Origin of the sequence: Cupriavidus basilensis, assembly GCF_000832305.1 — a bacterium.
Taxonomy (GTDB): domain Bacteria; phylum Pseudomonadota; class Gammaproteobacteria; order Burkholderiales; family Burkholderiaceae; genus Cupriavidus; species Cupriavidus basilensis_F.
Genome location: NZ_CP010536.1, coordinates 1,080,356 through 1,106,890 on the forward strand (window position 1 = coordinate 1,080,356; position 26,535 = coordinate 1,106,890).

General features: G+C 65.5%; 30 protein-coding genes and 3 tRNA genes. 16 read left to right on the forward strand and 17 right to left on the reverse strand.

The window, feature by feature from the left end; all coding sequences use genetic code 11:
* The first annotated feature begins 48 nt into the window (after nt 1–48).
* Nucleotides 49–423, forward strand: a complete 375-nt coding sequence (locus tag RR42_RS04850; protein WP_043344591.1) for a hypothetical protein — start codon at nt 49–51, stop codon at nt 421–423.
* Nucleotides 424–448: 25 nt separating this feature from the next.
* On the opposite strand, the gene RR42_RS04855 is transcribed toward RR42_RS04850, so the two are convergent.
* Nucleotides 449–634, reverse strand: coding sequence for a hypothetical protein (locus tag RR42_RS04855; protein ID WP_043344592.1), 186 nt, complete (start codon nt 632–634; stop codon nt 449–451).
* Between the two features lie 106 nt (nt 635–740).
* On the opposite strand from RR42_RS04855, the gene RR42_RS04860 reads away from it, so the two are divergent.
* Complete coding sequence (locus RR42_RS04860; RefSeq protein WP_144409741.1) at nt 741–1,007, forward strand: HD domain-containing phosphohydrolase; 267 nt, start codon at nt 741–743, stop codon at nt 1,005–1,007.
* A gap of 8 nt (nt 1,008–1,015) precedes the next feature.
* Here RR42_RS04860 and RR42_RS04865 read toward each other — a convergent pair whose 3' ends face one another.
* Together RR42_RS04865 and RR42_RS04870 are read right to left on the reverse strand one after the other, a co-directional pair.
* On the reverse strand, nt 1,016–1,393 hold the full coding sequence (locus RR42_RS04865) for a hypothetical protein (protein WP_043344593.1): 378 nt from the start codon (nt 1,391–1,393) through the stop codon (nt 1,016–1,018).
* Between the two features lie 113 nt (nt 1,394–1,506).
* Nucleotides 1,507–1,596, reverse strand: a tRNA-Ser gene (locus RR42_RS04870).
* 279 nt (nt 1,597–1,875) lie between these two features.
* Between RR42_RS04870 and RR42_RS04875 the strand changes: the two genes are divergently transcribed.
* On the forward strand, nt 1,876–2,397 hold the full coding sequence (locus RR42_RS04875) for a glycine zipper 2TM domain-containing protein (protein WP_052494452.1): 522 nt from the start codon (nt 1,876–1,878) through the stop codon (nt 2,395–2,397).
* 74 nt (nt 2,398–2,471) lie between these two features.
* On the opposite strand, the gene hemW is transcribed toward RR42_RS04875, so the two are convergent.
* From hemW to RR42_RS04900, 5 genes are all read right to left on the reverse strand, one after another.
* Nucleotides 2,472–3,722 (reverse strand): radical SAM family heme chaperone HemW, encoded by a 1,251-nt coding sequence (hemW, locus tag RR42_RS04880; protein WP_043344594.1) that lies wholly within the window; start codon nt 3,720–3,722, stop codon nt 2,472–2,474.
* Nucleotides 3,719–4,336 (reverse strand): RdgB/HAM1 family non-canonical purine NTP pyrophosphatase, encoded by a 618-nt coding sequence (rdgB, locus tag RR42_RS04885; protein ID WP_043344597.1) that lies wholly within the window; start codon nt 4,334–4,336, stop codon nt 3,719–3,721. Before rdgB ends, hemW begins: the two co-directional genes overlap by 4 nt.
* 13 nt (nt 4,337–4,349) lie before the next feature.
* Entirely contained in the window at nt 4,350–5,069 is a 720-nt protein-coding gene (gene rph, locus RR42_RS04890) for a ribonuclease PH (protein WP_043344600.1), read from the reverse strand.
* Between the two features lie 139 nt (nt 5,070–5,208).
* Entirely contained in the window at nt 5,209–6,123 is a 915-nt protein-coding gene (locus RR42_RS04895; protein WP_043344603.1) for a PP2C family protein-serine/threonine phosphatase, read from the reverse strand.
* Nucleotides 6,124–6,294: 171 nt separating this feature from the next.
* The gene (locus RR42_RS04900) at nt 6,295–7,347 is read right to left on the reverse strand and encodes a serine/threonine protein kinase (protein ID WP_043344605.1); all 1,053 of its coding nucleotides are present in this window, start codon (nt 7,345–7,347) and stop codon (nt 6,295–6,297) included.
* Nucleotides 7,348–7,525: 178 nt separating this feature from the next.
* On the opposite strand from RR42_RS04900, the gene RR42_RS04905 reads away from it, so the two are divergent.
* The 4 genes from RR42_RS04905 to RR42_RS04920 all read left to right on the forward strand — a co-directional run bounded on the left by RR42_RS04905 (nt 7,526) and on the right by RR42_RS04920 (nt 12,089).
* Nucleotides 7,526–8,467 carry a YicC/YloC family endoribonuclease gene (locus RR42_RS04905; RefSeq protein WP_043351385.1) on the forward strand — a complete coding sequence of 314 codons (942 nt, stop codon included), beginning with the start codon at nt 7,526–7,528 and terminating at the stop codon, nt 8,465–8,467.
* 5 nt (nt 8,468–8,472) lie between these two features.
* Nucleotides 8,473–9,126, forward strand: coding sequence for a guanylate kinase (gene gmk / locus RR42_RS04910; RefSeq protein ID WP_043344606.1), 654 nt, complete (start codon nt 8,473–8,475; stop codon nt 9,124–9,126).
* Nucleotides 9,127–9,210: 84 nt separating this feature from the next.
* The gene (rpoZ, locus tag RR42_RS04915) at nt 9,211–9,414 is read left to right on the forward strand and encodes a DNA-directed RNA polymerase subunit omega (RefSeq protein WP_006162413.1); all 204 of its coding nucleotides are present in this window, start codon (nt 9,211–9,213) and stop codon (nt 9,412–9,414) included.
* 257 nt (nt 9,415–9,671) lie between these two features.
* Nucleotides 9,672–12,089: a RelA/SpoT family protein gene (locus tag RR42_RS04920; protein WP_043351387.1), complete on the forward strand. Its 2,418-nt coding sequence runs from the start codon at nt 9,672–9,674 to the stop codon at nt 12,087–12,089.
* Between the two features lie 44 nt (nt 12,090–12,133).
* Here the strand turns inward: RR42_RS04920 and greB are convergent, their stop codons facing one another.
* On the reverse strand, nt 12,134–12,730 hold the full coding sequence (gene greB, locus RR42_RS04925; protein ID WP_043344607.1) for a transcription elongation factor GreB: 597 nt from the start codon (nt 12,728–12,730) through the stop codon (nt 12,134–12,136).
* Nucleotides 12,731–12,853: 123 nt separating this feature from the next.
* On the opposite strand from greB, the gene RR42_RS04930 reads away from it, so the two are divergent.
* The 4 genes from RR42_RS04930 (at nt 12,854) to RR42_RS04945 (ending at nt 14,632) form a co-directional block, all read left to right on the forward strand.
* Nucleotides 12,854–12,930: transfer RNA gene (locus RR42_RS04930), tRNA-Arg, on the forward strand.
* Nucleotides 12,931–13,285: 355 nt separating this feature from the next.
* Entirely contained in the window at nt 13,286–14,062 is a 777-nt protein-coding gene (locus RR42_RS04935; RefSeq protein ID WP_236701978.1) for a DUF1266 domain-containing protein, read from the forward strand.
* A 108-nt stretch (nt 14,063–14,170) separates the two neighbouring features.
* The gene (locus RR42_RS04940) at nt 14,171–14,452 is read left to right on the forward strand and encodes a hypothetical protein (protein ID WP_043351390.1); all 282 of its coding nucleotides are present in this window, start codon (nt 14,171–14,173) and stop codon (nt 14,450–14,452) included.
* 104 nt (nt 14,453–14,556) lie between these two features.
* Nucleotides 14,557–14,632, forward strand: a tRNA-Met gene (locus RR42_RS04945).
* Between the two features lie 129 nt (nt 14,633–14,761).
* On the opposite strand, the gene RR42_RS38265 is transcribed toward RR42_RS04945, so the two are convergent.
* Together RR42_RS38265 and RR42_RS04955 are read right to left on the reverse strand one after the other, a co-directional pair.
* A complete protein-coding gene (locus tag RR42_RS38265; RefSeq protein WP_201777353.1) occupies nt 14,762–15,199 on the reverse strand; it encodes a hypothetical protein in 438 nt (145 codons plus the stop codon).
* Nucleotides 15,200–15,322: 123 nt separating this feature from the next.
* Entirely contained in the window at nt 15,323–15,610 is a 288-nt protein-coding gene (locus tag RR42_RS04955) for a hypothetical protein (protein ID WP_043344609.1), read from the reverse strand.
* Between the two features lie 239 nt (nt 15,611–15,849).
* Between RR42_RS04955 and RR42_RS04960 the strand changes: the two genes are divergently transcribed.
* A complete protein-coding gene (locus RR42_RS04960) occupies nt 15,850–16,533 on the forward strand; it encodes a Fe2+-dependent dioxygenase (RefSeq protein WP_043344610.1) in 684 nt (227 codons plus the stop codon).
* A 143-nt stretch (nt 16,534–16,676) separates the two neighbouring features.
* On the opposite strand, the gene RR42_RS38270 is transcribed toward RR42_RS04960, so the two are convergent.
* Nucleotides 16,677–16,979, reverse strand: coding sequence for a hypothetical protein (locus RR42_RS38270; protein ID WP_082054800.1), 303 nt, complete (start codon nt 16,977–16,979; stop codon nt 16,677–16,679).
* Nucleotides 16,980–17,238: 259 nt separating this feature from the next.
* Here RR42_RS38270 and RR42_RS04965 point away from each other — a divergent pair, with 259 nt between their 5' ends.
* Together RR42_RS04965 and lpxO are read left to right on the forward strand one after the other, a co-directional pair.
* A complete protein-coding gene (locus tag RR42_RS04965) occupies nt 17,239–17,550 on the forward strand; it encodes a hypothetical protein (RefSeq protein WP_043344611.1) in 312 nt (103 codons plus the stop codon).
* Between the two features lie 209 nt (nt 17,551–17,759).
* Nucleotides 17,760–18,662: a lipid A hydroxylase LpxO gene (gene lpxO, locus RR42_RS04970; RefSeq protein ID WP_043344612.1), complete on the forward strand. Its 903-nt coding sequence runs from the start codon at nt 17,760–17,762 to the stop codon at nt 18,660–18,662.
* 88 nt (nt 18,663–18,750) lie between these two features.
* On the opposite strand, the gene RR42_RS04975 is transcribed toward lpxO, so the two are convergent.
* From RR42_RS04975 to RR42_RS04985, 3 genes are all read right to left on the reverse strand, one after another.
* Nucleotides 18,751–20,226, reverse strand: a complete 1,476-nt coding sequence (locus RR42_RS04975; protein WP_043344613.1) for a sensor domain-containing diguanylate cyclase — start codon at nt 20,224–20,226, stop codon at nt 18,751–18,753.
* Between the two features lie 206 nt (nt 20,227–20,432).
* Nucleotides 20,433–20,834, reverse strand: coding sequence for a hypothetical protein (locus RR42_RS04980; RefSeq protein WP_043344614.1), 402 nt, complete (start codon nt 20,832–20,834; stop codon nt 20,433–20,435).
* Between the two features lie 172 nt (nt 20,835–21,006).
* Nucleotides 21,007–22,449, reverse strand: a complete 1,443-nt coding sequence (locus RR42_RS04985) for a PLP-dependent aminotransferase family protein (RefSeq protein WP_043344615.1) — start codon at nt 22,447–22,449, stop codon at nt 21,007–21,009.
* A 174-nt stretch (nt 22,450–22,623) separates the two neighbouring features.
* Here RR42_RS04985 and RR42_RS04990 point away from each other — a divergent pair, with 174 nt between their 5' ends.
* Nucleotides 22,624–22,989, forward strand: a complete 366-nt coding sequence (locus tag RR42_RS04990) for a hypothetical protein (protein WP_043344616.1) — start codon at nt 22,624–22,626, stop codon at nt 22,987–22,989.
* 31 nt (nt 22,990–23,020) lie between these two features.
* Here the strand turns inward: RR42_RS04990 and RR42_RS04995 are convergent, their stop codons facing one another.
* Nucleotides 23,021–23,326: a single-stranded DNA-binding protein gene (locus RR42_RS04995; protein WP_043344617.1), complete on the reverse strand. Its 306-nt coding sequence runs from the start codon at nt 23,324–23,326 to the stop codon at nt 23,021–23,023.
* Between the two features lie 187 nt (nt 23,327–23,513).
* Here RR42_RS04995 and RR42_RS05000 point away from each other — a divergent pair, with 187 nt between their 5' ends.
* Nucleotides 23,514–25,136, forward strand: a complete 1,623-nt coding sequence (locus RR42_RS05000) for an NAD(P)/FAD-dependent oxidoreductase (protein WP_043344618.1) — start codon at nt 23,514–23,516, stop codon at nt 25,134–25,136.
* A 21-nt stretch (nt 25,137–25,157) separates the two neighbouring features.
* Here the strand turns inward: RR42_RS05000 and RR42_RS05005 are convergent, their stop codons facing one another.
* Complete coding sequence (locus RR42_RS05005; protein WP_043344619.1) at nt 25,158–26,426, reverse strand: TIGR03862 family flavoprotein; 1,269 nt, start codon at nt 26,424–26,426, stop codon at nt 25,158–25,160.
* Nucleotides 26,427–26,535: the final 109 nt, after the last annotated feature.

The following is a 26,535-nucleotide window of genomic DNA, read 5'->3' on the forward strand; positions in this document are numbered from 1 at the left end:
AGGCTAGCCCTACGCGCGCTATGCGCGGCCGCACCGCCGACGCCTTCCATGATCCGCTTCTGCAAATCGCCCCTTTGTCTGCTGATAGAAACAAAGTCACGATGGCTGATTCCGCGCGGCTTCGACGGCTTCGCGCCGGGGCCGCTGATCCTGGTGCGGCCGGGCGTGAGCCAGGCGCTGATCGAGCATGAAAAGGTGCATGTGCGGCAATTCTGGCGTTCAGGCGGCCTGATGGGCGTGCTTTACCTGGCGAGCCCGCGCTGGCGCCTGCGTTTCGAGCTGGAGGCCTACCGCGAGCAACTCAAGCATTGCGAGCCTGGCGCCGCGCATCATTTCGCGCGCATGCTGGCGCGGCACTATGGGCTGGACATGACGCAGGAGCAGGCGTATCGCCTTCTGACGGCGCCGGGCACGGCGGAGTAACGGGCTTGCCAGTACGCATGACGGTTCAATTCGCATGCGCTTCGAAGTGCTCAAGCGAGACGCGCAGATCGCTTGCCTTCAGGCCGTGGCACGCGGCGAGGAGGCTGCCTGCGCGCAAGCGCGTCGCGATGCCGAATGCCGGCAACTCGACGATGATTTTGCCTTTGTCGTCGCCTTCAATGAAGGCGGTGAGTTCATGGAGCCGGCACATGTCGATCGACTGCGCCGGATTGCGGCGCGAACGTGGCTGCGCACGCTGAACGATCGCGTGGGCCTTTCACGGGACGAGTTACCCGAAACGCTTGAAGGGCGGGGAGATGAGCCCTCTGGCAAGGATGATGGCAATTGCGGACATCTTCGAGGCGCTGACCGCGCCGGATCGTCCCTACAGGAAAGCCAAGACACTGTCCGAGTCCATCCACATCATGTCATGCATGAAGCGGGACCAGCATATCGATCCGGATCTGTTTGAATTGTTTCTGGTATCCGGCGTCTATCGCGACTATGCCGCGCAGTTCATGAACAAGGAGCGGATCGATAACGTGGATATCGGGCGCTGTGTGCACGATGAACTGGCGCGCTGAACGCGCAATCAGCGTTTCCAGGCGATCGGTGCGGTGATCGAGCAGGCTGTCACCTTGCCATACCAGGTCCTGCTGGTAGTGAGATGGATGCTTTGCTCGGTCACGGGCTCGATCTGCCGCTGCCGGCGCTCGGCCAGGCTGTTGGCCACGCTGGCAAGCGCTGCCTTGCACTGCGCCGCGGCCGCGCTGGCGCGCACGGTGAGCCGCTCGTAGCGATAGTTGACCAAGAGCGTGAAGCCATCCGCTGTGTAGGTGGTGGTGTACTCGGTGTCCGTGTCATACGTGGACATTTGCAGGCCAGCATAGGGCGCCGGCGCCGGCGCCGGCGTGGTGCATGCTGCCGCTGCGAGGCAGGCTATCGCCGCCAACGCCTTCGTGGATTTCAATTGCGATCTCCAGTGATTCCTTCGAGGGACGCGGGGCGCATCTTGCGCGCGTGTACGGTGGGGGGCGGGCAGCCGGGGTATGTCACCCGCTGATCTTCATGCGGCGAGGAATCTGGCGGAAGCGGTGAGATTCGAACTCACGGATGGGTCACCCCATCGGCAGTTTTCAAGACTGCTGCCTTAAACCACTCGGCCACGCTTCCAGAAAAGGTATGGCAGGCATTGTAGCGCGAAGCGGGGGATGTCCCTGCCCGAGCGGCATGCTGCCTTGGACGCCGGCACGACGGCCAGCGCCGCGCATTATAGCAAGTGCGGGGACGCGCGGCAGCATGCGGCGTGCAAAGTTGTTTTGTCGGTGTTCGTCGGACACGACGGAACCTTCATTTCGTCCGACTGATCCTAATATGCGTGAGGGGGGGCGCATGCCGATGCGCCGCGTTCCCTCGTTCCGCGCATTTGCAATCACTTGAGGAGAACAACTGATGAACGGCAAGACTCTGTTGAGCGTGGCGGCGGCCACCGCGGTGGTTGGCTTGGCGGGTTGCGCGGCGCCCGGTGGTTATGGCGGCGGCTATGGCGGTGGCTACGGCGCGCCGCAGCAACCAGCGTACCAGGCACCGCCCCCGCCCCCTGGCGCCAACACCTACCAGGCACCCGCGAATTCGGTGTTCTATGGCCGGGTGGAATCGATCGAGCCGGTGACGACGCAGCAAGGCAGCTCGGGCTTGCTTGGCACGGTGATCGGCGGCGTGGCCGGTGGCTTGCTGGGCCACCAGATCGGCGGGGGCACCGGCAACACCATCGCCACCATCGGCGGCGCGGTGGCGGGCGGCGTGGCGGGCAACCAGATCGAGAAGCGCGCGGGCAGCAGCACCGATACTGTGTATCGCGTCAACGTGCGGCTGGACGACGGCCGCATGGCTACCGTGACGCAGCGCAACGTCAGCAATCTGCGCATCGGTTCCCGCGTCCAGGTGGCCAACGACATGGCGACGCCATACTGACCGGCATTGCTGGGCGCTCAGTGAAACGGCCACCCTCGGGTGGCCGTTTCACTGAGCGCGGCGTGGCGTTGAGATCAACCTTTCAGGAACATCTCCTGCAGGTCGTTCAGGAAACGCCGCCCAAGCTCGGTGGGCTTGATGGTGGACAGATCCGCTTCCAGCAGGCCTTTCTTTTCGGCGGCGGCCAGGTCGCGGCTGATGGTGTGCAGCGGCAGCCCGGTGTGGTCGAAGAATGTGCTGGCCGGCACGCCATCAGTCAGGCGCAGCGCGTTCAGCATGAACTCGAAGGGCAGGTCGGCGGCGCCGACATCGTGTTGCTCCTGCACCGCGTTGCCGGCCATGGCCTGCGCCATATACGTGGCGGGATGCTTGTGGCGCATCTGGCGCAGCACCCGGTGCGGGAACGACAGCTTGCCGTGCGCGCCGGCCCCGATGCCCAGGTAGTCGCCAAAGCGCCAGTAGTTCAGGTTGTGGCGCGCTTGCCGGTGTGGCCGGGCGTAAGCCGAGGTTTCGTAGTGGACGTAGCCCGCCTGCGCGGTGCGCGCTTCGATCAGGTCCTGCATTTCATACGCGCTGTCGTCATCCGGCAGCGCCGGCGGGAACTTGGCGAACAGCGTGTTGGGCTCCAGCGTCAGGTGATAGAGCGACAGGTGCGTGGTGTTGAACGAGAGCGCCGTTTCCAGGTCGTCGGCGCATTCCGCCATCGTCTGGCCAGGCAGCGCGTACATCAGGTCGAGGTTGACGTTGTCGAAGTTGTCCAGCGCGATGCCGATCGCCGCGCGGGCTTCGGCGCCGCCGTGGATGCGGCCAAGCGCGGCAAGATGGCGGTCGTTGAAACTCTGGATGCCGATGGACAAGCGGTTGATGCCGCTGGCGCGATAGCTGGCGAAGCGCTCTGCTTCGAACGTGCCGGGGTTGGCCTCCATCGTGATCTCGGCGTCGGCGTCCAGCGGCAACAGCGCACGGATATCCGACAGCAGCCGGTCCATGCCGGCGGCCGACAGCAGGCTGGGGGTGCCGCCGCCGATGAAGACCGTGTGCACCTGGCGGCCCCATACCAGCGGTAGCGATTGCTCCAGGTCGGCGCGCAGCGCGTCCAGGTAGGCGTCTTCCGGGATGTCGTGGCTGTCCGTCGCGCCGGGCACGGCATGCGAGTTGAAATCGCAATACGGGCACTTTCGCACGCACCACGGGATATGCACGTAGAGCGACAGCGGCGGGGAGCCGGGCAGCGCGAGCTGGCCAGGCTGCAGCCACAATGACTTGGTATCGGCGGGGGCGCGGGCGCCAGCGCCCGTGGACGCCAGGGGAACGATCGGGATCATGGGCAGCCAGTCCTGGGGCCGCCGGCCTGCAGGCGCTCGGTCAGTGCCTTGAGCGCGAGGGCGCGGTGGCTGACGGCGTTTTTTTCCTCGGCGCTCAGTTCGGCTGCGGTCTTGCCCAGGTGCGGCAGCAGGAAGTGCGGATCATAGCCAAAGCCGGCGTTGCCGCGCGGTGCATCGACCACCTCGCCAGCCCACACGCCCTCGGCGATCACCGGCCTCGGATCCTCGGCATGGCGCACCAGCACCAGCACGCAGTAGTAGTAGGCGTGGCGGTTGAGCTTGCCGGCCAGCTGCGAGATGAGGTGCGCGTTGTTGGCGGCATCGGACTTGGGCTTGCCCACGAGTTGCGCATAACGCGCCGAATAGACGCCCGGCGCGCCATCCAGCGCGTCGACGCAGATGCCGGAGTCATCCGCCAGCGCGGGCAGGCCGGCCAGGCGGCTGGCGTGGCGCGCCTTGGTGAGGGCGTTCTCGACGAAGGTGGCGTAGGGTTCCTCGGCCTCGGCAATGCCGAGCTGCCCCTGCGGGATCACCTCGAAGCCGAGCGGCGCCAGCAGCGCGCCAAACTCGCCGAGCTTGCCGGGGTTGTTGGAGGCGAGGACCAGGCGTTGCATGGCGTTCACTGTATCAGGCCAGGCCCAGCGCGCGGCGCTGGTGCGCCACCAGTTCGGCGATGCCTTGCTCGGCGATGCGCGTCATTGCATCGAGATCGGCACGGCTGAACGGCACGCCCTCGGCGGTGCCTTGCACTTCGACAAAGCCGCCGCTGCCGGTCATCACCACGTTCATGTCGGTGTCGCAGTTGCTGTCCTCGGCGTAATCCAGGTCGAGCACGGCCACGCCATCCACCATGCCAACCGACACGGCGGCAACGAAGTCGCGGATCGGGCTGGCCTTGATCTGGCCGTCGCGCAGCATGGCGGAAACAGCGTCATGGGCGGCCACGAAGGCGCCGGTGATGGCCGCGGTACGGGTGCCGCCATCGGCCTGCAGCACGTCGCAGTCCAGGTGGATGGTGAATTCGCCCAGCGCCGACAGATCGAACACCGAGCGCATCGCGCGGCCGATCAGGCGCTGGATTTCCTGCGTGCGTCCGGTCTGCTTGCCGCGGGCGGCTTCACGGTCCGAGCGCGTGTGGGTGGCGCGCGGCAACATGCCGTACTCGGCGGTGACCCAGCCTTCGCCGCTGCCCTTTTTGTGGGGGGGCACCTTGGCCAGCACGCTGGCGGTGCACAGCACCTTGGTGTCGCCAAAGGCACTCAGGACGGCGCCTTCGGCGTGACGGGTGTATTGGCGGGTCAGAGCAATAGGGCGCAGCGCATCGGCTGCGCGTCCGCTGGGTCGCATGTGGGAGTTTTCTCGAAATTCGATTCAGGACCCGGATTTTAACGCCGCCGGGCTGCGCGTGCGCGTCCTGCGCCAACTCCCCTCGCGGGGGAGGGCGAATTCCCGCGCCATTGCGGCGCGGGCGGTACTTGGCCCGGGCTCAGCGCATGAAATTGCTGGTCTTGTCGATCGCCGCGCGGATCTCCGCGATGGAGCGCTCGATCTCCTCCTCGGAGAGCAGGTCGGTATCGCCGCCGTTGTTCTCCAGGATCGAGGTGGTGAACGTGTTGAGCGGCAGGGTCTCGGTGGCGACCGACTCCTCGTTGGACGGGTGGGCGTCGAGTTCCCACATCATGGCGATGGCCGTCGTGTTGTCGGCACCGTCGCCGGCGTTGTGCAGCGCCTGCTCGATCAGGTCCGGGATGGCATGCACCACGGACAAGCTGGTGACCTTCTCGACCAGCAGTTGCTCTTCGATGCTGCCCCACAGCCCGTCGGAGCATAGCAGCGCCACGTCGCCCGGCTCCAGCCGCAGCGGGCCGCCGATATCGATCAGCGGCAGGTTGGGCGAGCCCAGGCAGTTGTAGAGCTTGTTGCGCTCGGGGTGATTGGCCACTTCGATTGGCAGCACGCGCTCCTGTTGCAACAGGTTCTCGATCTTGGAGTGGTCGCGCGTGCGGGTCAGCAGGTTACCCTTGCGTACCAGGTAGAGGCGCGAGTCGCCGGCGTGGGCCCAGTGGATCTGGCCGTTCTGGACCAGGCAGCAGACAACGGTGGTACGCGGGACGTCGGCCAGCTGGTTGGCTTCAGCGTAGCGATGAATTTCCCGGTGGGCCAGCATGATCGTGTCTTGCAGGAAATCGGCAGGATTGCGGATCGAGGGCCGGGCCTGGGCCTGGAACTGGCGTGCCAGGGTCTGCAAGGCTTGCTGCGCGGCGACTTCGCCCAGCGCATGGCCGCCCAGGCCATCGGCCAGGACCATCAGCAGGGCATCGCGCGTGAAGCAATAGCCCATGCGGTCCTGGTTGATGCGGCGGCCGCCTTTTCTGCTTTCCTGGTAGACGGAGAATCGCATGGTGGCTGTAGGAGTCAGTTCTTGGGAGACGGCGGCGTCATCAGCGCGCCCCACCGGCACAGCGTGCGGGCGGGCCGCGAGGCGACGGTTCTCATCATAGTTGTTATTGATAGCGCAAGGGGCGGAGGGAGGGGTCCTGCACACGGCGCGGGGATGGCGCCTTTTTGTGCTTTATTCGCCTCTTTTGCCAGCCTCCTTGGCCTGGATTGCCGCGGCTGGCTCCTCGCGCTTGCGCAGCAGCGTCATGAACCGGCTTGCGAGGGGGCGCTCGGTGGTGGCCGCGGCTGCGGGCGCGGCCGCTTGTTCGCCTAGTGCGTTGGTTTGTTCGCGCAGCTCCTTCTGCAGCCGGAACACGCTTTGCGGCCGCTCGGAAGGGGGCAGGCGCAGGCACCATTCGACCAGGTCCACCAGGCCGTTGGTATAGCTGGCGCGCAGCCGCGTGACGGAGTCCGCCATGCGGTCGTCCTTCTCGCGCTGGTTGGCCTCCTGGGGTGGCATGCCGGCCATGCAGGCGTAGAGCGTGGCGCCAAGGCTGTAGATGTCGGTCCACGGGCCCAGCTCGGAATGCTTGCCGTAAAGCTCCGGTGCGGCAAAGCCCGGCGTGTACATCGGCTGAAAGCGTGCCGCTTCCATGCTCAGGATCTGGCGGGCGGCGCCAAAGTCGAGCAGGATTGGCGATTCGTCTTCGCGCAGGTAGATGTTGCCTGGCTTGATGTCCAGGTGCAGCAGCTTGTGGATATGCACTTCGCGCAGGCCGCTCATCAGGTCATGAAAGACCTTGCGGATGAAGTGTTCGCGCAGCACCTTGGCGCGGCCTTGCTGGCGCGCGTGCAGGATGTGTTCCTGCAGCGTCTTGCCCAGCTCGTAGTTCATCACCATGTAGACGGTGGAATTCTCGCGGAAGAAATTCACCACGCGTACCACGCTGGGATGCGAAATCTTCGCCAGCGAGCGCCCTTCCTCGAAGAAATACTTGAGCCCCAGCCGGAACGACGCCGCGCTTTCGTCGGGCACCACGGGGATCAGCTCGCCCGGTTGGCGGCGTGCCAGCGACGACGGCAGGTACTCCTTGATCGCGACAGGCGAGCCGGTCTCGTCGGTCGCGAGGTAGACGAAACTGAACCCCCCGCTGGCCAACTTCTTTACAATACGATAGTTGGACAGCAGCGTGCCGATGGGCAGCGGTGCGCTCTTCGGAGGTGATGCGCCCTTTGGCTCTGTCATAGGATTCGGGACCTTGATTGCCTCAGGATTGTCCTGACTAATCGAAGACTTGTAAAGAACACAATAGCGGCCATTTTGGCCTCTCTTTTCGGCGTTCAGCCAGCGCGGTTGCGGGGTTGCCGGCTCCCCGGGCTGTTTGAACCCATGCGGCCGGATGGCCATTTCGCGAGACTATTCAATGATCCACAGCATGACAGGCTACGGCCTGGCGACGCGCCAGGCGCCGCTGACGGACGCGCAAGGCGCGCCCACCGGCAGGACCGCATCCGTTTCGGTGGAGTTCCGCACGGTCAATTCGCGATTCCTCGACCTGTTTTTCCGGGCTCCCGAAGAATGCCGCGCTTTCGAGCCGGCGCTGCGGGAAATGCTCATGGCCAAGCTATCGCGCGGCAAGCTGGAATGCCGCATCAACCTGCAGCGCGCCGATGCCGGCGCCGGTGGCACCACGCTGGCGCTCAACGATGCCTTGCTGGCGCAGATCCGCTCGATCGAGGCAACGGTGGCGGCCACCTTCACGCAAGCCGGCTCGCTGCGCATGGGCGAGATCCTGCGCTGGCCCGGCGTGCTGGTGGAACCCGAGTTGTCGCAGGACGCCCTGCGCGAGGCCGTGATGGGCGCGGCCAAGGAAGCGCTGGGCCAGTTGCTGGAAGCGCGCCGCCGCGAGGGCGACGCGCTCAAGGCCACGCTGGACGAGCGCATCGAAGCCATGCTGGCCATCGTCGAGCGCCTCACGCCCACCATCCCGCAACTGATCGCCCATCACCAGGACAAGCTCACCGAGCGCCTGCAGGAAGCCTTCAACCTGGTAGCGCCCGGCGGCATGCCGTCGATGAGCCGGGACGAAATCGGCGAGCGCATCCGCCAGGAAGCCACGGTCTACGGCATCCGCATCGACATTGCCGAAGAGCTGTCGCGCCTGCAGGCCCACCTGAACGAAACCCGCCATATCCTCAAGAAGGGCGGGCAGGCTGGCAAGCGGCTCGATTTCATGATGCAGGAGCTCAACCGCGAAGCGAACACGCTGGGCTCCAAATCAGCGGCCAAAGAACTGGCCGATGCCGCCATGGAACTCAAACTGCTGATCGAGCAGATGCGAGAACAGATTCAGAACCTAGAATAATCATCATGAGTGAAACGTCGTCCCACGTCGCCATCGACACCGCCTACCCCGGCAACCTGTTCATGGTGGTGGCGCCTTCCGGCGCCGGCAAGTCCACCCTGGTCAACGCGCTGCTGGCGCAGGACCAGGCCATTCGCCTATCCATCTCGCACACCACCCGCGCGCCGCGTCCCGGCGAGCAGGATGGCCGGGAATACCATTTCACCACCGTGGACGCGTTCCGCGCGGCGCGCGATCGCGGCGAATTTCTCGAGTGGGCGGAAGTGCACGGCAACTACTACGCCACCTCGCGGGTGTGGATTGAGCAACAGATGGCCCAGGGCAACGATGTGCTGCTGGAAATCGACTGGCAGGGCGCGCAGCAGGTGCATCAGCGTTTTTCCAACGCCATGGAAATCTTCATCCTGCCGCCGTCGCTGCAAGCGCTTGAAGAACGCCTGAACAAGCGCGGCCAGGACGAGCCGAACGTGATCGTGCGCCGCCTGCTGGCAGCCGGCAGCGAGATGGCTCACGCGTCCGAGTCGGACTATGTCATCATCAACGAGGTTTTCGAGCAGGCGCTCGAACAGCTTCGCAGCGTCATCCGCGCTACCCGTCTGCGTTTTTCATCGCAAAAAGCGCGTCACGCCGACCTCTTCATCGAGCTTGGCATTCATTGATCCGGAGCGCGGCGGGAACGTTTCTTGCCGCGTGCTGTAAAATAGCCGGCATCGCATAAGGTTTTGTCCCGAGGTGGATTACATATGGCGCGTATTACCGTCGAAGATTGTCTGAAACACATCCCGAATCGCTTCGAGCTCGCGCTCGCGGCAACGTACCGGGCCCGTCAGCTGGTGCAGGGTCACACTCCCAAGGTCGAGGCCAAGGACAAGCCCACAGTCGTGGCGCTGCGCGAGATCGCCTCGGGCCAGATCGGCATCGAGATGCTCAAGAAGGTACCGACCTGATTTTCGGGCGGCGGTGGCCAGTCCTAGCAACGCGTACCTTTGCATTGAGACTCTGCTAACGTACCTGTTCGCGTACTTGCTTAACCAGCCAGATTACAGAAGCCGCCCACATGTCTTCCTCCCAGCCTTCCCCCCCTGTCGCGACGGCCAGCCCCACGGCCACGCCAGCGCGATTGCGCGGAGAAGCCACTGGTGACGCGAGTGGCGATGCATTGCCACCCGTTCAGCGCAAGCGCGCCGTGCCCGGTCAGTCGGCCGTGACGGCGCGTACCGGCGCTCCCAATCTTCCCGATCCGCTTGGCAACGATGTCGTTGGCGAGCGCGCCGTCGCCCCGGCAATGGGTGCGGGCAAGGCAAGAGCCGCCCAGGCTGCCGCCGAAAGTGAACTGAGCGAGGCGCCGCAGGGTGCTGCGCCGGGCGACGCGCTCTTCATCGATGCGGTGCTGGCGCAGTCTTATCGTCACTTCTTCGGCCCGACTTCGCAACCCGCAGTGCCTCCGCGCCAGCAGGTGATCTCGATCACCCGGCTGATGGAGAAGCTCGCTTATCTCAAGCCGGCGGACCAGGCGCACGTGCGCGAAGCCTTCCAGTTCTCGGACGAAGCTCACCTTGGCCAGTATCGCCAGAGCGGCGAGCCCTATATCACGCATCCGGTAGCGGTGGCCGAACTGTGCGCCGACTGGAAGCTCGATGTCCAATCCATCATGGCGGCGTTGCTGCACGATGTGATGGAAGACCAGGGCATCACCAAGAGCGAGCTGGCGGAAAAATTCGGCCCCAAGGTGTCCGAGCTGGTCGATGGCCTGACCAAGCTGGACAAGCTCGAATTCCAGAGCCGCGAGCAGGCGCAGGCGGAGAGCTTCCGCAAGATGCTGCTGGCGATGGCGCGCGATGTGCGGGTGATTCTGGTCAAGCTGGCCGACCGCACCCACAACATGCGCACGCTTGATTTCGTGCCGCCGGAAAAGCGGCGCCGGATCGCGCTCGAGACCATGGAGATCTACGCGCCGATCGCGCATCGGCTTGGTCTCAACACCACGTACCGCGAACTGCAGGAACTGTCCTTCAAGGTTGGTTCGCCGTTCCGCTATGCCACGCTGGAAAAAGCGGTCAAGGCAGCGCGCGGCAACCGGCGCGAGGTGGTCAAGCGTATTCTCGAAGCCGCGCAGAAGGCGCTGGGCGACGCCGGCATTGTGGCGGAGCTGTCGGGGCGTGAAAAGACGCTCTACAGCATCTACCGCAAGATGCACGACAAGCAGCTGTCGTTCTCGCAGGTGCTCGATGTGTATGGTTTCCGCGTGGTCGTGGAAACCCAGATGCACACCTATATGGCGATGGGCGCGTTGCACGGGCTGTACAAGCCCATGCCGGGCAAGTTCAAGGACTACATCGCCATTCCCAAGATCAACGGCTACCAGTCTTTGCATACCACGCTGGTGGGCCCGTTCGGCACGCCGGTGGAGTTCCAGATCCGCACCCGCGACATGCACCAGATCGCGGAAGCCGGCGTGGCCGCGCACTGGATGTACAAGCATCAGGCCGACCAGGCAAACGATATCCAGCAGCAGGCGCACCAGTGGCTGCAGTCGCTGCTCGATATCCAGAGCCAGACCGGTGATTCGCAGGAATTCCTCGAGCACGTCAAGATCGACCTGTTCCCGGATGCGGTCTATGTGTTTACGCCCAAGGGGCATATCCGCGCGCTGCCGCGCGGCGCCACCGCGCTCGATTTCGCCTATGCCGTGCACAGCGACCTCGGCAACCAGTGCGTGGCGGTCAAGATCAACAACGAGCTGCTGCCGCTGCGCACGGAGCTCAAGAGCGGCGATATCGTCGAGGTGGTGACGGCGCCGTACTCCAAGCCCAATCCGGCATGGCTGGCGTTCGTGCGCACCGGCAAGGCACGCGCGGCCATCCGCCACTATCTCAAGACCACCCGGCTCGACGAAGCCATCCAGCTTGGCGAGCGCCTGCTGGAGCAGTCGGCGCGACAGCTCGGCATCGAGCTCAAGGCGCTGCCTCAGTCGGTGTGGGACCGCATGGTGCAGTGGACCGGCAACAAGCACAAGGAAGACATTTTCGCCGACCTGGCGCTGGGACGACGCGTGCCGGCCGTGGTGGCCAAGCGCATGGAGATCCTGCTGCAGGAGCTTTCCGGCGATGTCGACAGCGCGCTGCTGGCGGCCGTGCAGACTTTCGCCGGCGAGGAAGCCCCCGCTGTGCCGATCACCGGCGATGAAGGCATGTCGATGATCTTCTCATCATGCTGCCGGCCAATTCCCGGCGATTCCATCGTCGGCTACCTGGGCAAGGGCGAGGGTTTGCAGATTCACGTCCAGGATTGCAAGATAGCCAAGCGCCTGCACAGCAAGGACCCGGAGCACTGGATCGATGTGATGTGGGCGAAGAAGACCACGCGCTCCTTCGATGTGTCGATCAAGGTGATGGTGCGCAACGTCAAGGGCATCGTCGCCCGCGTGGCGGCCGACCTGACTTCGGCCGACGCCAACGTCGCGCACGTGGCGATGGAGCAGCAGGAGGGCGGCCATCAGGAAGCCACCTACATGCAGTTCATCATCCAGGTGCAGAACCGCCTGCATCTTGCCAACGTGATGCGGGCGCTGCGGCGCAACCCCGACGTCATCCGTATCTTCCGCGATCGCAACGACGGCTGACGCAGCCTTCCCGCACACAAGCACTGAGCCCGGCCGAGCCGGGCTCAGTGCTTTTCCGGCTGCGCGGCGGCGATCGGTTCCGCCCGCTTGCCGGGATAGCTGACCTTCAGGATATCGATCTGCTCCACCCCTGCCGGCGTGCGCAGCAGCACCGTATCGCCTTCGCGCGCCTTGAGCAGCGCGCGCGCGATCGGCGAGATCCAGCTCACGTGGTTGCTGTCGAGGTCCACCTCGTCGGTGCCGACGATCGTCACGGTGGTTTCCTCGCCGGCCTGGTCGGCATAGGTGACGGTGGCACCGAAAAAGATCTGGTCGTTGTCGCCCTGCAGGGACGGGTCCACCACCTCGGCCTTCTCCAGGCGCTTGGTCAGGAAGCGGATGCGGCGATCGATCTCGCGCAGGCGTTTCTTGCCATAGTGGTAATCGCCGTTCTCGGAACGGTCACCATTGGATGCGGCCCACGAAACGATCTGGACCACCTCCGGGCGAGCCGTGTCGATCAGGTGCATCAGTTCATCGCGCAAGCGCTGGTAGCCTTGCGCCGAGATGTAGTTCTTGGTGCCAGGCGGCAGCGGGGTAGCGCCTTCGGGAAGGTCGTCGTCCTCGTCGCCGGATGACTCTTTGACAAATGCCTTGTTCATGATCCGATCACATCTGCGGGGCTGTCATTATAGGAAGCGGCGGCCCGCCGGAGGGAAAAGCAAAAAAAGTGGGGCAAGGGGGTTCCCAAATTTCAAAAGTACGTTATAATTTCTTTCTCGAGTGCGGCTGTAGCTCAGTTGGATAGAGTACTTGGCTACGAACCAAGGGGTCGTGGGTTCGAATCCTGCCAGCCGCACCACTCATTGCAAAAAGAGCTTCCAGAAATGGAAGCTCTTTTTTCATTTTGGCTTCTGCCGTCGCTCTCGGTCCCTGGTGTGGCCATTCTACGGCGTTCTGCCGTGCGTCGACGGTAATCGCCGCGATTGAGACTTGTCTCATCGTGCGCCGAGCTTCCTCTCGCTAATCTCTATTCCGGTGCGCATCCTCGCGCGTTCATAACCGGATCGCTCTCTTGCTGCTGCTTCCCGCTCTGCCGGGCCGAGCGATCACGCTTTCCTTTGGGGCGTCTTGTGATGCGATCGTTGCCGTGGTTTGTCTGTGCCGCCATACTCGCCGCTGTGGCCAGTGCCGCATGCCGCTGGCGCAAGCCGGGCATGTCGCCATCCGCGTTGCCGTCCGCGTTGTCATCAGCGGCGGAGCGCGGGCCGGGCCCGCAAGGCCGTGTTTCCAGCCAGGCGCCGGAGGACAAGGCTGCACCGGCTATCGGCGAGTACACGCGCAGTTTGCTGGTGGGCTTTTTGCACGATGCGCGGTCGACCCTTAACGTCAGCACCCTTGCCACCGGTGTGGATTCACGCACGCAGGCGGCCGTGCTGGCTACCGACTGGCATATCCATACGGCTGGCGAGGCACGCGGCACGCTGGCATGGCTGCTGGAGGAGGGGCATCGCGCGCTGTATCCGCAGGTCTGCCGGATCTTGTTCTCGGTGCCGCGCGCGGCGCGCGAGCGTGAGATCGTGCTGCTCGATGATCGCTTCGATCCGGTGCGTCTTGCCCGCTGCATCGACAATCTCGAGCGCGCCATGCCGGACCTGCGGGCGAGCCGCCTGCTTGGCTCCCGGGTCGATCTTGCGCGTGGCGTCCTGGCCTGGGACATGAGCCGGGCGATTCATGTTGCGCGGGCCGCTTACGACTGTGGCATGCAAACCGAAGCGCAGGCATGGGCCGTGATCGAGCAGGCGGCGTCGCAGGTCTTCGCGCAGATGGCGTCCTGGCAGGAGGTTGCGGTGAGTCACCTGCTGGGCCGGGCAATGTGGGCCGGGCCTGGCGCCGGTCTGCAGCGGCAACTGGCGTTTGTCCGGCACTGCCTCGACGATTCGGATAGTCCCATGCGCGGGGTACGCTATCACGCCGCGCGCAGTGGTGTATAGGCGCACGCCGTCTTGCGGGGGCGCTGCTGGCGGCATAGGCTGGTTCAGGAGCGCGTTGGGGGCGAGCGGCTATGCTTCATGCTTGCGGCAAGAACCATGGAGGATCCAATGAGCAATGCGGACTGGCGGGTGGAGGCATATCGGGGCATGGACGTCTATGTCCTCGTATCGAAGCCGGATGACGGCGGTGTCCCGGCTTTGGGCAAGGTTGCCCAGTGGGGGTACGAGGTGCGTGTCTGCCAGGAGGGTGCGGATCCCTCCGATGCCGGCGACATCGAGCGCATGTCGGGCGACGGTGCGCAGTTTGCTACCCGGCACGCGGCCGAAGTCGCTGCGTTCGCTGCGGCCTACCAGCTTGTGGATAAGCTCGTGGGCCCGGTGACGGACTAGCGGATGCGCACACGGGATGGCGCGCCGGATGGCGGGATTTTCACGATGACGTCACAAAGCGATTGCAATGCGCGGTGGGATCCACCATAATCCGGCCTCTCGGACGCGGGGTGGAGCAGTTGGCAGCTCGTCGGGCTCATAACCCGAAGGTCGCAGGTTCAAGTCCTGCCCCCGCAACCAAAGACCTTTCCTGGTCTCCGAGGCTGATCCCCGGGCCGTCCTGGCCATGTTCTGCAAATTCCCGAAGATACGAAACCCAAGCGTTGCACGCGACCGGTTTGCATTGCGTGCACCATGGGTTCGCACCGATCAGTGCCGCCCGCGGCCGCCTCCGCCGTGGCTGCCTCGCGTGCCTCCCGTACCTCCCGTACCTCCCGTACCTCCCCAGCCGCGGCCACGGTAGTAGCCGTGCGCCATGCCGGAGTGATAGCCGCCGTAGTATCGCGGCCCGCCCGCGTGGTAGCCGGGGCCGCGATAGTAGCCGTAGCCGCGATAGCCGCGATAGCCACCGTAACCGTAGTAGAAGGCCGGGCCGTAGAACCCGCCATAGTAGGGCGCACGGTCGTATCCATACGCGAACCCGTAAGTGCCAGGGGGATAGGCTACGCCGCCCTCGTCGAACCCGTAGGGATCATAGGGGTTGTAGGGGTTGTAGCTGTCGTAAGGGTCGTAGTAAGGGTAGCCGGCGCATGCGCCCACGCACAGCACTGTCACTGCTAACAACAAGCGGAGCAAGGCGCTGTGCATGGGGCTTCTGGTTCGCCAGTGGATCGCGCCCGGCGGGCGGCGGGCGATAACAATTAGAGACTGTGTTCCGCTGAGAGGTTCAGTGTCGCGCTGGCTTGCGCCCGCACAGCGCCTGCCAGGGATTCAGGCGGGCGCCCGGGCCAGCTCGGCCGCGCGCGAAAACGTGTCTCGCACTTGCGGCTGGCCTTCGCGCGCCGCTGCTTCGGACCGGGCGGTCAAGCGCTCGATCAGCACGCTCAGGTTATTCCCCTGCGGCGCGGTCTTGCTTGCGCCGCACCGATCGACGGCCTCGCGCACCACCTGTCCGAGTTCCTCGTTCACATCCGCGCCATCGAAGGCACTGATCGACAGGGCGGAAATCTGCTCGAGGTAGAGGTTGACCAACGCTTCATCGTGTACCGGTTCGGGCATTTCCGTCTCCTTGGCAATATGGACTGGGTGCAATCCATTGTAGTAGGCCGCATGCCCGACGCATGTCGGCACAAGGCCTACAGGGCAGCGCCTCTGCGCAGGACTTGCGTCAGGTCAAGGCTGGCAGATACTGATAATGATTCCCATTTGTATGATCGCCGGCTTTCTCTTACAATCGGCGCTCGTCCCGGGCACGGCAAGGTGCCCGGGCCAACCGTCTTGCCGAGGTAATTGAATTCATGATGCTGCAGATCCCGGATGTGCTGACAAAGGCACAGATTGCCCAATGCCGAGCCTGGATGGATGCAACTGAGTGGACCGACGGCAACGCCACTTCCGGGCATCAGTCGGCATTGGCCAAGCGCAACCTCCAACTGCCCGAAGGCTCGCCGGTAGCGCGCCAGGTGGGCGATCTGATCCAGGATGCGCTGGGCGCCAATCCGCTCTTCATCTCGGCCGCGCTGCCGCTCAAGGTCTATCCGCCCTTGTTCAACCGCTACGAGGGCGGGCACGCGTTCGACAACCATATCGACAACGCGATCCGCCACCTGCGCGGTACCAACTTCCGTGTGCGCAGCGACCTCTCGGCAACGCTGTTCCTGACGGAGCCGGAAGACTACGACGGCGGCGAACTGGTGGTGGAGGATACCTACGGGCAGCAACGCGTGAAGCTGCCAGCGGGGCATATGGTGCTGTACCCGGCCACCAGCCTGCACCACGTCAGCCCGGTTACGCGCGGCGCGCGCGTGTCGTCATTTTTCTGGATTCAAAGCATGGTGCGCGACGAGGGCCAGCGCTCGGTACTGTTTGAGCTCGATACGCAGATCCAGCGGGTCGGCCAGGCTCTGGGGCACAAGGACGCGGCCGTGGTGGGACTTACCGGCGTGTATCACAACCTGCTGCGGCGCTGGGCCGACGCCTGAGCGGCGGCATGGGAGGTGAGGGGAGCGGGGGAGGGGATGTCGAGGCAGGAAGCTTTGGCTTGATGCTTTGGCTTGATGCATCGGTTTGATGCTCGCGAATCGCCGGCATCGGCCAGCCATTCGCGATGCATGGTGCAACGAGGCTAACGGCGATCCCGGTGCTGCGGCGGTAACGGGACCATGGCTACGCGTCGTCGCGCGGGCTTGAGCGCGCGCTGCATTGGCCAGAAAACGTATTGGGTATGCGGATCCATCGGCTTGCCGAAGTAGGACACCCACACCTGCACGCCCTGTTCGGTTTCTGCAACGATGGCAGCCACTGCGCGGGCTGCGACTGCGGGAGATTTGAGCAAGGTGGCCAGCGCTTCGACACCTTGGACTACGTGGTGCTTGACACCACTGAACCATGCGTATTGACGCATGGCTGACAACAAACGCTCGGTCATGAACTCTGGTGCTTGGTTGGTAGTAAAGATCAGACCGGAGCTTACACGCTTTGTTCAGTGCCGACTGATGGGACCTGTCTATCGCTTACCCTGAGTCATCGGATGTCCCTGTTACTGCCGCGGGTGCCGGACCCGGTGCCTGTTGTCATTGCGTCAATGCGCTAGCGCCGATCGGCCACCACATTGACAACGCAAGGGCCGAGGATTAGCGTCATCAACAGGACCATCCGACCCTTGAAGCCTTCCTGGGAGCTTGCCGATGACCGAAGACATGCTGCTGCAACTGATGGTGGAAGTCGAGAAGGAAGACCCCATCGACTATGCCGACCTGCCCTTCGACGACGCCACGCTGCGCGCGTTGGTGTGCCGTCTGGTGGCGCAGCGCTCCAGCGCCATGGAGACGGCCGGCATGCCGGTGGACGCGTTACTGGCGACCATGTGGGCTTCCACCGCCAAGCTGGTGCTGGAGAATATGGTGCTCAACGCGCGCTTGCTGACGCTGCGGGGGTTGCCCGACGACGCCAACGCGCTGATCGAGCGCATCGCCCGGCAATCCCGCGGCGCGCCCTGAGGCGAGGCTGCCCTCCGGCGGCTTAGGCCGCTTACGCCGCTTAGGCCGCTTACGCCGCCGATCCTGTGTGATGGATCGGCGTGTGGCGTATCGATATCATCCAGCAGGGCGCGTCCCATTTCGATACACTACGGGTTTTCGCCCCCGACACCGTCGCGTTGCTACGCGTATGCAACTGCGCGCGGTACTGCTGATATGGAGGATTTCGGGTGATCAAGTGGATAATCGTCGCGGCGTACCTGGGAGCGATCCTGTACGTGCATTTTCGCGGCAAGGTGAGGCTGCGCATCTGGCGCCAGTTGCTCGACCATTCGGCCCTGGTGGCCCCGGTCAACTGCTTCATGTACATATTTTCCGGCGTGCCGCGCACGCCCTACATCCCCGTCGAGCGTTTTCCCGAGCTGGAGAAGATCCGCGCTGCGTGGCCGGAGATTCGCGACGAAGGCCTTGCCCTGGCTGCCATGCGCAAGATCAAGGCCGCCGACAAGAACAACGATGCCGGTTTCAACTCGTTCTTCAAGTACGGCTGGAAGCGTTTCTACCTGAAATGGTACGAAGCCCGCCATCCGTCGGCCGAGGTCCTGTGCCCGCGCACGGTGGAACTGCTGCGCGGCCTGCCGAGCGTGAAGGCGGCGATGTTCGCCGAGCTGCCGCCCGGCGGCAAGCTGAACCCGCACCGCGATCCGTTCGCGGGTTCGCTGCGTTATCACCTGGGCCTGGCCACGCCCAACGACGACCGCTGCTTTATCGAGGTCGACGGCGAGCGCCATAGCTGGCGTGATGGCGAGGGCGTGGTATTCGACGAGACCTACCTGCACTGGGCCGAGAACAAGAGCGACAGCAACCGGCTGATCCTGTTTTGCGACATCGAGCGTCCGATGCGCTTCGGCTGGGCCGGCAAGATCAACCGCTGGCTGGGCCGCAAGGTCATGACCGCGGCGAGTTCGCCCAACGAAGAGTCCGACCAGACCGGCATGATCAACCGCCTGTTCCGTATTGTCTGGGTTTGCGGCCAGTATCGCCGGCGTTTCAAGGCGTGGAGCCGGCCGGCTTACTACGTGGTCAAGTTCGGCCTGATCGCCGCCGGCGTGGCGCTGATCGTGTACCTGTAACGCTGACAGGCTTTAGTACGCAAGAAGAAGGGGCCGGCTGATGCCGGCCCTTTCTTTTGCACATCGGCGATTGCACATCGGCGATTGCCTATCGGCGCCGCCGCTCGCGCTCGTCGTCGAGCGCCTCGTAGTGGGCGCGCTTGGCCTGGTACATGCGGGCGTCGGCCAGCTTGACGGCGTCGCTCAGGCGGTCCGTTGCGCCACAGCTTGCGGTGCCGATCGACAGGCTGAGCGCGGTGCCCGGATAGAACTGGTTGTTGAGCTCCACCACCTGGTGGATCTGCTCGACCACTGTAGCCGCACCGCGCTCGTCGCGCGCCGGCAGTAGCACCATGAACTCGTCGCCCCCGACCCGCGCCACGCAGGCCTGGTCGCCCACGGCCTTTTTCAGCGCCTCGCCGGTGCGGCGCAGGAGCGCATCGCCGTCGCCGTGGCCGAGCTGGTCGTTGACCTGCTTCAGGCCGTTCAGGTCGACCGCGATCACGCTGACCGGCCACGGGCCCTTGCGGCCCAGCCGCGCGAGCTCGTCTTCGTAGTAGGCGCGGTTGTAGAGCTTGGTCAGCACGTCGTGCTTGCCGAGGAATTCGACATAGGCTTCGGCCTTCTTGCGCGCGGTGATGTCGGTCAGCGACACCAGCACCTGGTCCCACTCCGCCTCGCGGCCGGGAAACACCGACCACTGCATGAATACGTCCACGGCCCGGCCATCCAGCGCGTAGTTGATGACTTCGCGCTGCTGCCAGAGTTTCTCGTTCCAGAGGTCGATCAATTGCTCGGCGAACTGGATGCGCATATTGTCGCGGAACACGTCGCCCAGGCGCGAGAGCAGCTCCTCCTTGGTCGACGCGCTGAACATCAGCAGGGTTTGCTGGTTGACGTCGAGCACACGGATTTCCTGCATGCAGCGGGAAATGAAATCCGGATGCACGTTGAGGAAGGTGCGGAAGTCCGAGATGCCCGCGCCGCGGACTTCATCGAGCAGCACCTTGACCGCGCTGAAATCCTCGACCCACAGCGAGACCGGCGAATGCTCGAACAGGCCCAGCGCGTATTGCTCGCTGCGGCGCAGCTCGCGTTCGGTGGCCACGCGCGCGGTGATGTCCTCGATCGACAGCAGCACGCGTTCCCAGGTGGCCTCATGGCCGGGCATGACGGTGGCATCCAGGCGGATGTCCAGCCGCTTGCCTTCCAGCGTGTAGTTGACGGTCTGGCTTGAAAAGCGCAACCCGCCGTCCCACAGCTGGCCGAGTTCCTCGACATGCTGGTCGAACATATCGTCGCGAAAGACGGTGTCGAGGTTATTGACGAGGTCGGTGAGGTCGGCGGCGCGGAAGAGGTCCAGCGTGCGCTGGTTCACGTCCAGCACGCGGATCCGTGCCGAGCAGTGCGCGACTTCCTCCGGATTGGCGCGCAGGTGGCCGCGCAGGTCGGTCACGCCCTGCGCACGCAGGGCCTGGAAGTGCTCGCGCACGGCGCTGAAGTCTTCCAGCCATAGCGAGACCGGCGCCAACTGGAACAAGGCCTTGTACTCGTTGTCGATCCGCGACGTTTCGGTCGTTGCCATCAATGCGTCTTTTCCCAATCCCTATCCCCATCCCAATCCCGTTTGGCGCGGGCCAGAGCTGGCACGCGTGTGGCACGGCTGGCTTTGCGCCGCCTCGGATTTGCCGTGGCTGCCGCCATGCTCGCTACGAGCGATAGCATAGGGCAGCAGGGGAGGATATGGGTAGTGTGTGGCGTAAAAACCCACACATGGCGCACGCCGGCGCGTCAGGCCTGGCGGGACAGCTCGGCGATGCGCGCGGGGGCGTACCGGTGCTTCGCGTTCTCTTGCTCGGCGATCAATTGCAGCGTGGCCGCCTGCAGCAGCGAGCCGGCGGTCAGGTGCGAGGCCAGGGTGCGCAGTTCATCGAGCTTGCCGCTGGCCGCGGAGTTGGCATGAGTCATCTCAGTCAAGGTCTGGACAGGAACCCGGTCGATGGTAGCGGCAAGCCAGGGGTCGCTGCTTTGTCCCTGGTCATGCTCCGTGCGCGCGGCGTTGTCTTTTGTGTCCTGGCCAGCTCTGGCATCGGTGCGCGCCAGGCGATGCGCCGGGTCGGCGCGGCGGGCGGTGCAAAGGCGGGGGACGGAGCCCACGGTCCCGATGGCTAGCGCAAGGCGGGGGTGTGGCATCTGGTTCTCCTTGGGCGCGGTCTGCCGGTTTCGGCAATGTTCGCAAGGATGCCGGGCCGGTCCGCCGCCGCCTAGCGCGCTGCGATGAACGGCACGATGCCAGGAGCGAATGGTGGCGCGAGCTGACGGATTCGGCGCGCCATGCCCATCGCCAGCCATGCATCATCGGCCGCTACGGCTTGTCCGCCAGGCGCGCCACCACCGCGGCGAGCGTGCGCAACGCGCGCTCGATCTCCAGCGTGAACGGCGTGCCGCAATTGAGCCGCAGGAAATGGTCGAAGCGGTTGGAGTTGGAGAACATCACCCCGGGCACGACCCGGATGCCGGCCGCCATGGCCTGGTCGAACACGGCCTCGGACGGGACCGAGCCCGGCAGCTCGACCCACAGGTGCAGGCCGCCGTTCGGGTTGGAGGCACGCGTGCCGGCGGGAAACTCGGCGGCAATCGCCTGGGCCACCTGCGCGCGCTGGCTGCGCAATTGCTCGCGCAGGCGCCGCAGGTGCCGCTCGAACGCGCCGGAACCCATGAACTCGGCCGCCGCCATCTGCGCCAGCAACTCGTTGGGCCGCGACTGGCTGTACTTGAGCATTTCCACGCGCGCCTGCCACTTGCCCGCGGCGATCCATCCCAGCCGCATGCCGGGCGCCAGGATCTTGTGCAGTGAGGCGCAATGGATCACGCCGCCGCTGCGGTCCCAGGCCTTGAGGGCGGCCAGTGGCGCGTCCCCCTCCGCCAGGGCGGAGAAGCAGTCGTCCTCGATCAGCGCGATGGCGCGCGCATCGCACCAGGCCACCAGCTGCGCCTTGTTGGCGTCCGGCATGATGCTGCCCAGCGGATTCTGCAGGTTCGGCACCACCACCACGGCGCGGATATTGTCGTAGGTCTGCGCTGCCAGTTCCAGCGCTTCGAGCGAGATGCCGGTCTGCGGGCTGCTGGGAATCTCCAGCGCGCGCATGCCCAGGCTCTCCAGGATCTGCAGCAGGCCGTAGTAGGTGGGCGACTCCACGGCAATCACGTCGCCGGGCTGTGCCACCGCGCGCAGGGCGAGGTTGAGCGCCTCGGTGCAGCCGTGGGTCACCAGGATATCTTCCGGCGCGACCGTGATGCGCGAGAGCAGCGCGTTGCGCGCCAGCACGGCGCGAAAGGCTGGATGGCCGCCGGAATCGGCCGCGCTGCCAAACAGCTGCGGGTGCAGGCGCAGCGCGCGCGCCGCCGCGTTGCGCAGGCCTTGCGCGGGGTACAGCGCGGGCGCGCCGCAGGCGCCGGCAAAGTTCACCGCGACCGGTTGCTGGTGCCCGCGCGCGGTGATGGCGGAGATGCGCTCATGGATGCCCACATATTGCGCGGGGTCCGGCAGCGTGGCGACTGGCTCTTCGATTGGCGCCAGCGGCTTGTGCCGGCGGTGCCGCACGAAGTAGCCCGAGCGCGGCCTGGCTTCGAGCAGGCCATCGCTTTCCATCTGCCGGCAGGCCTGCAGCGCAGTCGACAGGCTCACGCCGTGCAGCTCCATCAGCGTGCGCACGGAGGGCACGCGGTCCCCCGGCTTCAAAACGCCCGTTTCAATGGCGTGCAGGTAGTGCTGGGCAAGCTGGCGGTAGAGGGGGGCGGATTCCATGCGGCATGTTGGCGCGGCGGCGGCCGGCGCAACAGATACAGATCGGGGTCTTCTGTATCGTAACAGACGGTCTGCTACGCTTCTGTTACGGTGCACAAGCCTTGCGCGTGTGCCTGTTCTGGTCCGGCCCGCGTCGGTAGTCTGGAGCCCTGTCAAAGCCAGGGAGCCGGCATCATGCAAAGCTATCGTTCAGACCCGATCATCCCCACTGTGCAGCCCGTGCAGCCCACGCCCGCCATGCTGGCTGGCGCCGAGCCGCAAGCACAGGCAATCGACCTGGAAAGCAGCCGCGTGCTGCGCTTCCATGCCAAGGCCGGCACTACCCTGTGCGTGCTGGAGGGCGAAATCGAACTCACCGAGGCGCCGCGCTGGCTGGCCGGCACCGTGTGGCGGCAGCCGCGCCGCCTGCCCGCCGGCAGCGTGGTGGCGCTGTCGGCTGGCTGGGTGGAAGTGCTGGCCCGGCATGCGTCCACGCTGCGGCTGCAGGCACCCGCGGCCGGGCCGTGGTGGACCCGCTGGCTGCGGCCGGCGCAGGCCTGACGCGCAACTGGCCGCGGCTGCCCCGGGGCGGTCAGTCCTGCTGGCCGTGCGCGCTCAGCATGGCATGGGCCACCAGGTCCAGGGCGGGCCGCGTGTCGCCGTTCTTGTCGGTCCAGACCTTGGGCGTGAGGCTGCCTGACAGCGCGACCGATTCGCCGTCCTCCAGCGCCAGCAGCCCTGCGCGCACCTTGTCGGCAAACGCGATCACATTGACGATGACGGTGTCGCCATCGTTGACGGCAGCCTTGAGCTTGGCGGTCACGTACTGGCTGCCGCCCTGGCCGGAACGTTCGCTGGCGTGGCCGTGGAGCCGGCCGCTGACTAGTGCGTCGATCATCTTTCTTCCTTGCTGGTTATCTTGCCGGGGTGCGGAAGATCTCACAATTTCGCACGCTCGTGGCAGAGAATGCGGACCCTGGCCCTAAAAACGATAAAATTGCGGTCCGGCCAGCCCGACGCTCAACCAGAGTGCAGTCAGCGCCCCTTCCAGGGCCGACCCACCGGCCGCAGAATTCCAGGTTCCCATGCTACGTCTAAGTGAAGTCAAACTCCCGCTCGACCACGCCGAGAGCGATCTCAAGGCCGTGGTCCTCGCCCGCCTCGCCGAGCTCGGCGTCAAGGCCGATGGCCTGGCCGGGTTCACCGTGTACCGCCGCGCGCACGATGCCCGCAAGCGCTCCGATATCAAGCTCACCTACATCCTCGATATCGCGGTGAAGGACGAAGCCGCGGCGATCCAGCGCATGGCCGGCAAGCCGAACTGGAGCGTGACGCCGGACATGGCCTACCGTTTCGTCGCCCAGGCCCCCGCAGCGGGCACCACGCTGCGCCCGGTGGTGATCGGCATGGGCCCGTGCGGTTTGCTCGCCGGCCTGATCCTGGCGCAGATGGGCTTCAAGCCCATCATCCTGGAGCGCGGCAAGGAAGTGCGCGAGCGCACCAAGGACACCTTCGGCCTGTGGCGCAAGAGCGTGCTGAACCCCGAGTCGAACGTGCAGTTCGGCGAGGGCGGGGCGGGCACGTTCTCCGACGGCAAGCTCTACAGCCAGATCAAGGACCCGAAGCACTACGGCCGCAAGGTGCTCGACGAGTTCGTCAAGGCCGGGGCGCCGGAGGACATCCTCTACCTCGCGCGCCCGCACATCGGCACCTTCCGCCTGGTCAGCATGGTGGAGAAGATGCGCGCCGAGATTTTCGCGCTGGGCGGCGAGGTCCGCTTCGAGACCCGCGTCGAGGACTTGGACATCGAGGGCGGCAAGATGCGCGGCCTCAAGCTGTCCAACGGCGAGTACCTGCAGGCCGACCACGTTGTGCTGGCGGTGGGCCACAGCGCGCGCGATACCTTCGAGATGCTGCATGAGCGCGGCGTGTTCATGGAGGCCAAGCCGTTCTCGCTGGGTTTTCGCATCGAGCATCCGCAGGGCATGATCAACAGCAGCCGCTTTGGCAAGTTCGCCGGCAACAAGCTGCTGGGCGCCGCGGACTACAAGGTGGTGCACCACGCCAGCAACGGCCGCGCGGTCTACAGTTTCTGCATGTGCCCGGGCGGCACGGTGGTGGCCGCGGCCTCGGAGCCGGGCCGCGTGGTGACCAACGGCATGAGCCAGTACGTCCGCGCCGAGCGCAATGCCAATGCCGGCATCGTGGTGGGCATCACGCCGGAGGATTTCCCCGGCGGCCCGCTGGCCGGCATTGCCTTCCAGCGCCACTGGGAAGAGCGCGCGTTCGAACTTGGCGGGCGCAACTACAATGCGCCGGCGCAGTTGGTGGGCGACTTCATCGCGCGCCGGCCGTCCACGGCGATGGGCGCGGTCGAGCCCTCCTACAAGCCAGGTGTCACGCCGACGGACCTGTCCACCGCGCTGCCCGACTACATCATCGAAGCCATCCGCGAAGCGCTGCCGGAACTGGACAAGAAGATCGCCGGCTTTGCCATGCATGACGCGGTGCTGACCGGCGTGGAAACGCGCACGTCGTCGCCGCTGCGCATCCGCCGCAAGGACAACTACCAGAGCATGAACGTGGAAGGGCTGTACCCGGCTGGCGAAGGCGCCGGCTATGCGGGCGGCATTTACTCCGCGGCCATCGATGGCATCGAAGTGGCCGAGGCCGTGGCCTTGAGCATCGTCAACGGCAAGGCGGCCTGAGCGAGCCCCAGGCTGGCTTAGCTAGCGCCCGGCAGCCCCGCGCGCTTTCAGCCAGGCCGAGGCGCCCAGCCCGGCCGCGCGCCCGCTGGCAAAGCAGGCGGTCAGCAGGTAGCCGCCGGTGGGCGCTTCCCAGTCCAGCATCTCGCCGGCGCAGAACACGCCCGGCACGGCGCGCAGCATCAATTGCGCGTCCATCGCCTCGAACGCGACGCCGCCCGCGCTGCTGATCACTTCATCGATCGGGCGCGCGCGCAGCAGGCGCACGGGCAGCGCCTTGAGCGCCGCCGCCAGCCGCGCGGGGTCGGCAAATTCTTCCTTCGACAAGCATTCGCGCAGCAAGCCGGCCTTGACGCCGGTGATGCCCAGCTTGCTCTGCAGGTGGCTCGATAGCGAGCGCGCGCCGCGCGGGCGCTGCACCGCTTCGGCCACGCGTTCGGCCGGCAGGCCCGGCGCAAGGTCGAGATGGATCGTGGCCTCGCCCGTGGCCTCGAGCAGGTCGCGCATTGGCGCGCTCAGCGCATAGACCAGGCTCCCCTCGATGCCGCCGGCCGTGATGACGAACTCGCCCTGGCGATAATGCTCCACGCCATCGCGGTCGCGCAGCCCGATGGCCACGGCCTTCAGCGGGTGGCCGGCAAAACGCGTGCGGAAGTGTTCGCTCCAGGCTACGTCGAAGCCGCAGTTGGCGGGGCGCAAAGGGGCGATGTCCACGCCACGCGCGGCCAGCAGCGGTACCCATGCGCCGTCGGAACCCAGGCGTGCCCAGCTGCCGCCGCCAAGCGCCAGCACCGTGGCATCGGGCCGGACCAGCCGCTCGCCATCCGGCGTGGCAAAGCGCAGCTGGCCCGATGCATCGTCCCAGCCCAGCCAGCGATGGCGCATATGGAACTGCACGCCGGCCTCGCGCAGGCGGTGCAGCCACGCGCGCAGCATCGGCGCGGCTTTCATGTCGGTGGGGAAGACGCGGCCCGAGCTGCCGACGAAGGTCTCGATGCCGAGGCTGTGCACCCAGCCGCGCAGCGCTTGCGGATCGAAGCCGGCCAGCAGCGGCGCGATTTGCGCGCTGCGCTTGCCATAGCGCCCGAGGAAGGGCTGCGCCGCTTCGGAATGCGTGAGGTTCATGCCGCCGCGCCCGGCCATCAGGAACTTCCGGCCGACCGAGGGCATGGCGTCATACACCTCCACGCGAAGTCCGCGCGCGGCCAGCACCTGCGCCGCCATCAGGCCTGCGGGGCCGCCGCCGATCACGGCGACGCTGGCAGCGGGGAGGGAGGCGGTGGGTGCAGACATGGGTTGGATCCGGGGCAAGGCGGTCGATCGCGCAATGGGGCGCAAGGCAGGGTGCGGCGGATCGGATTATATAGGCCAGGGGCAACTGCTAATATCGCCCCTTCCCTTG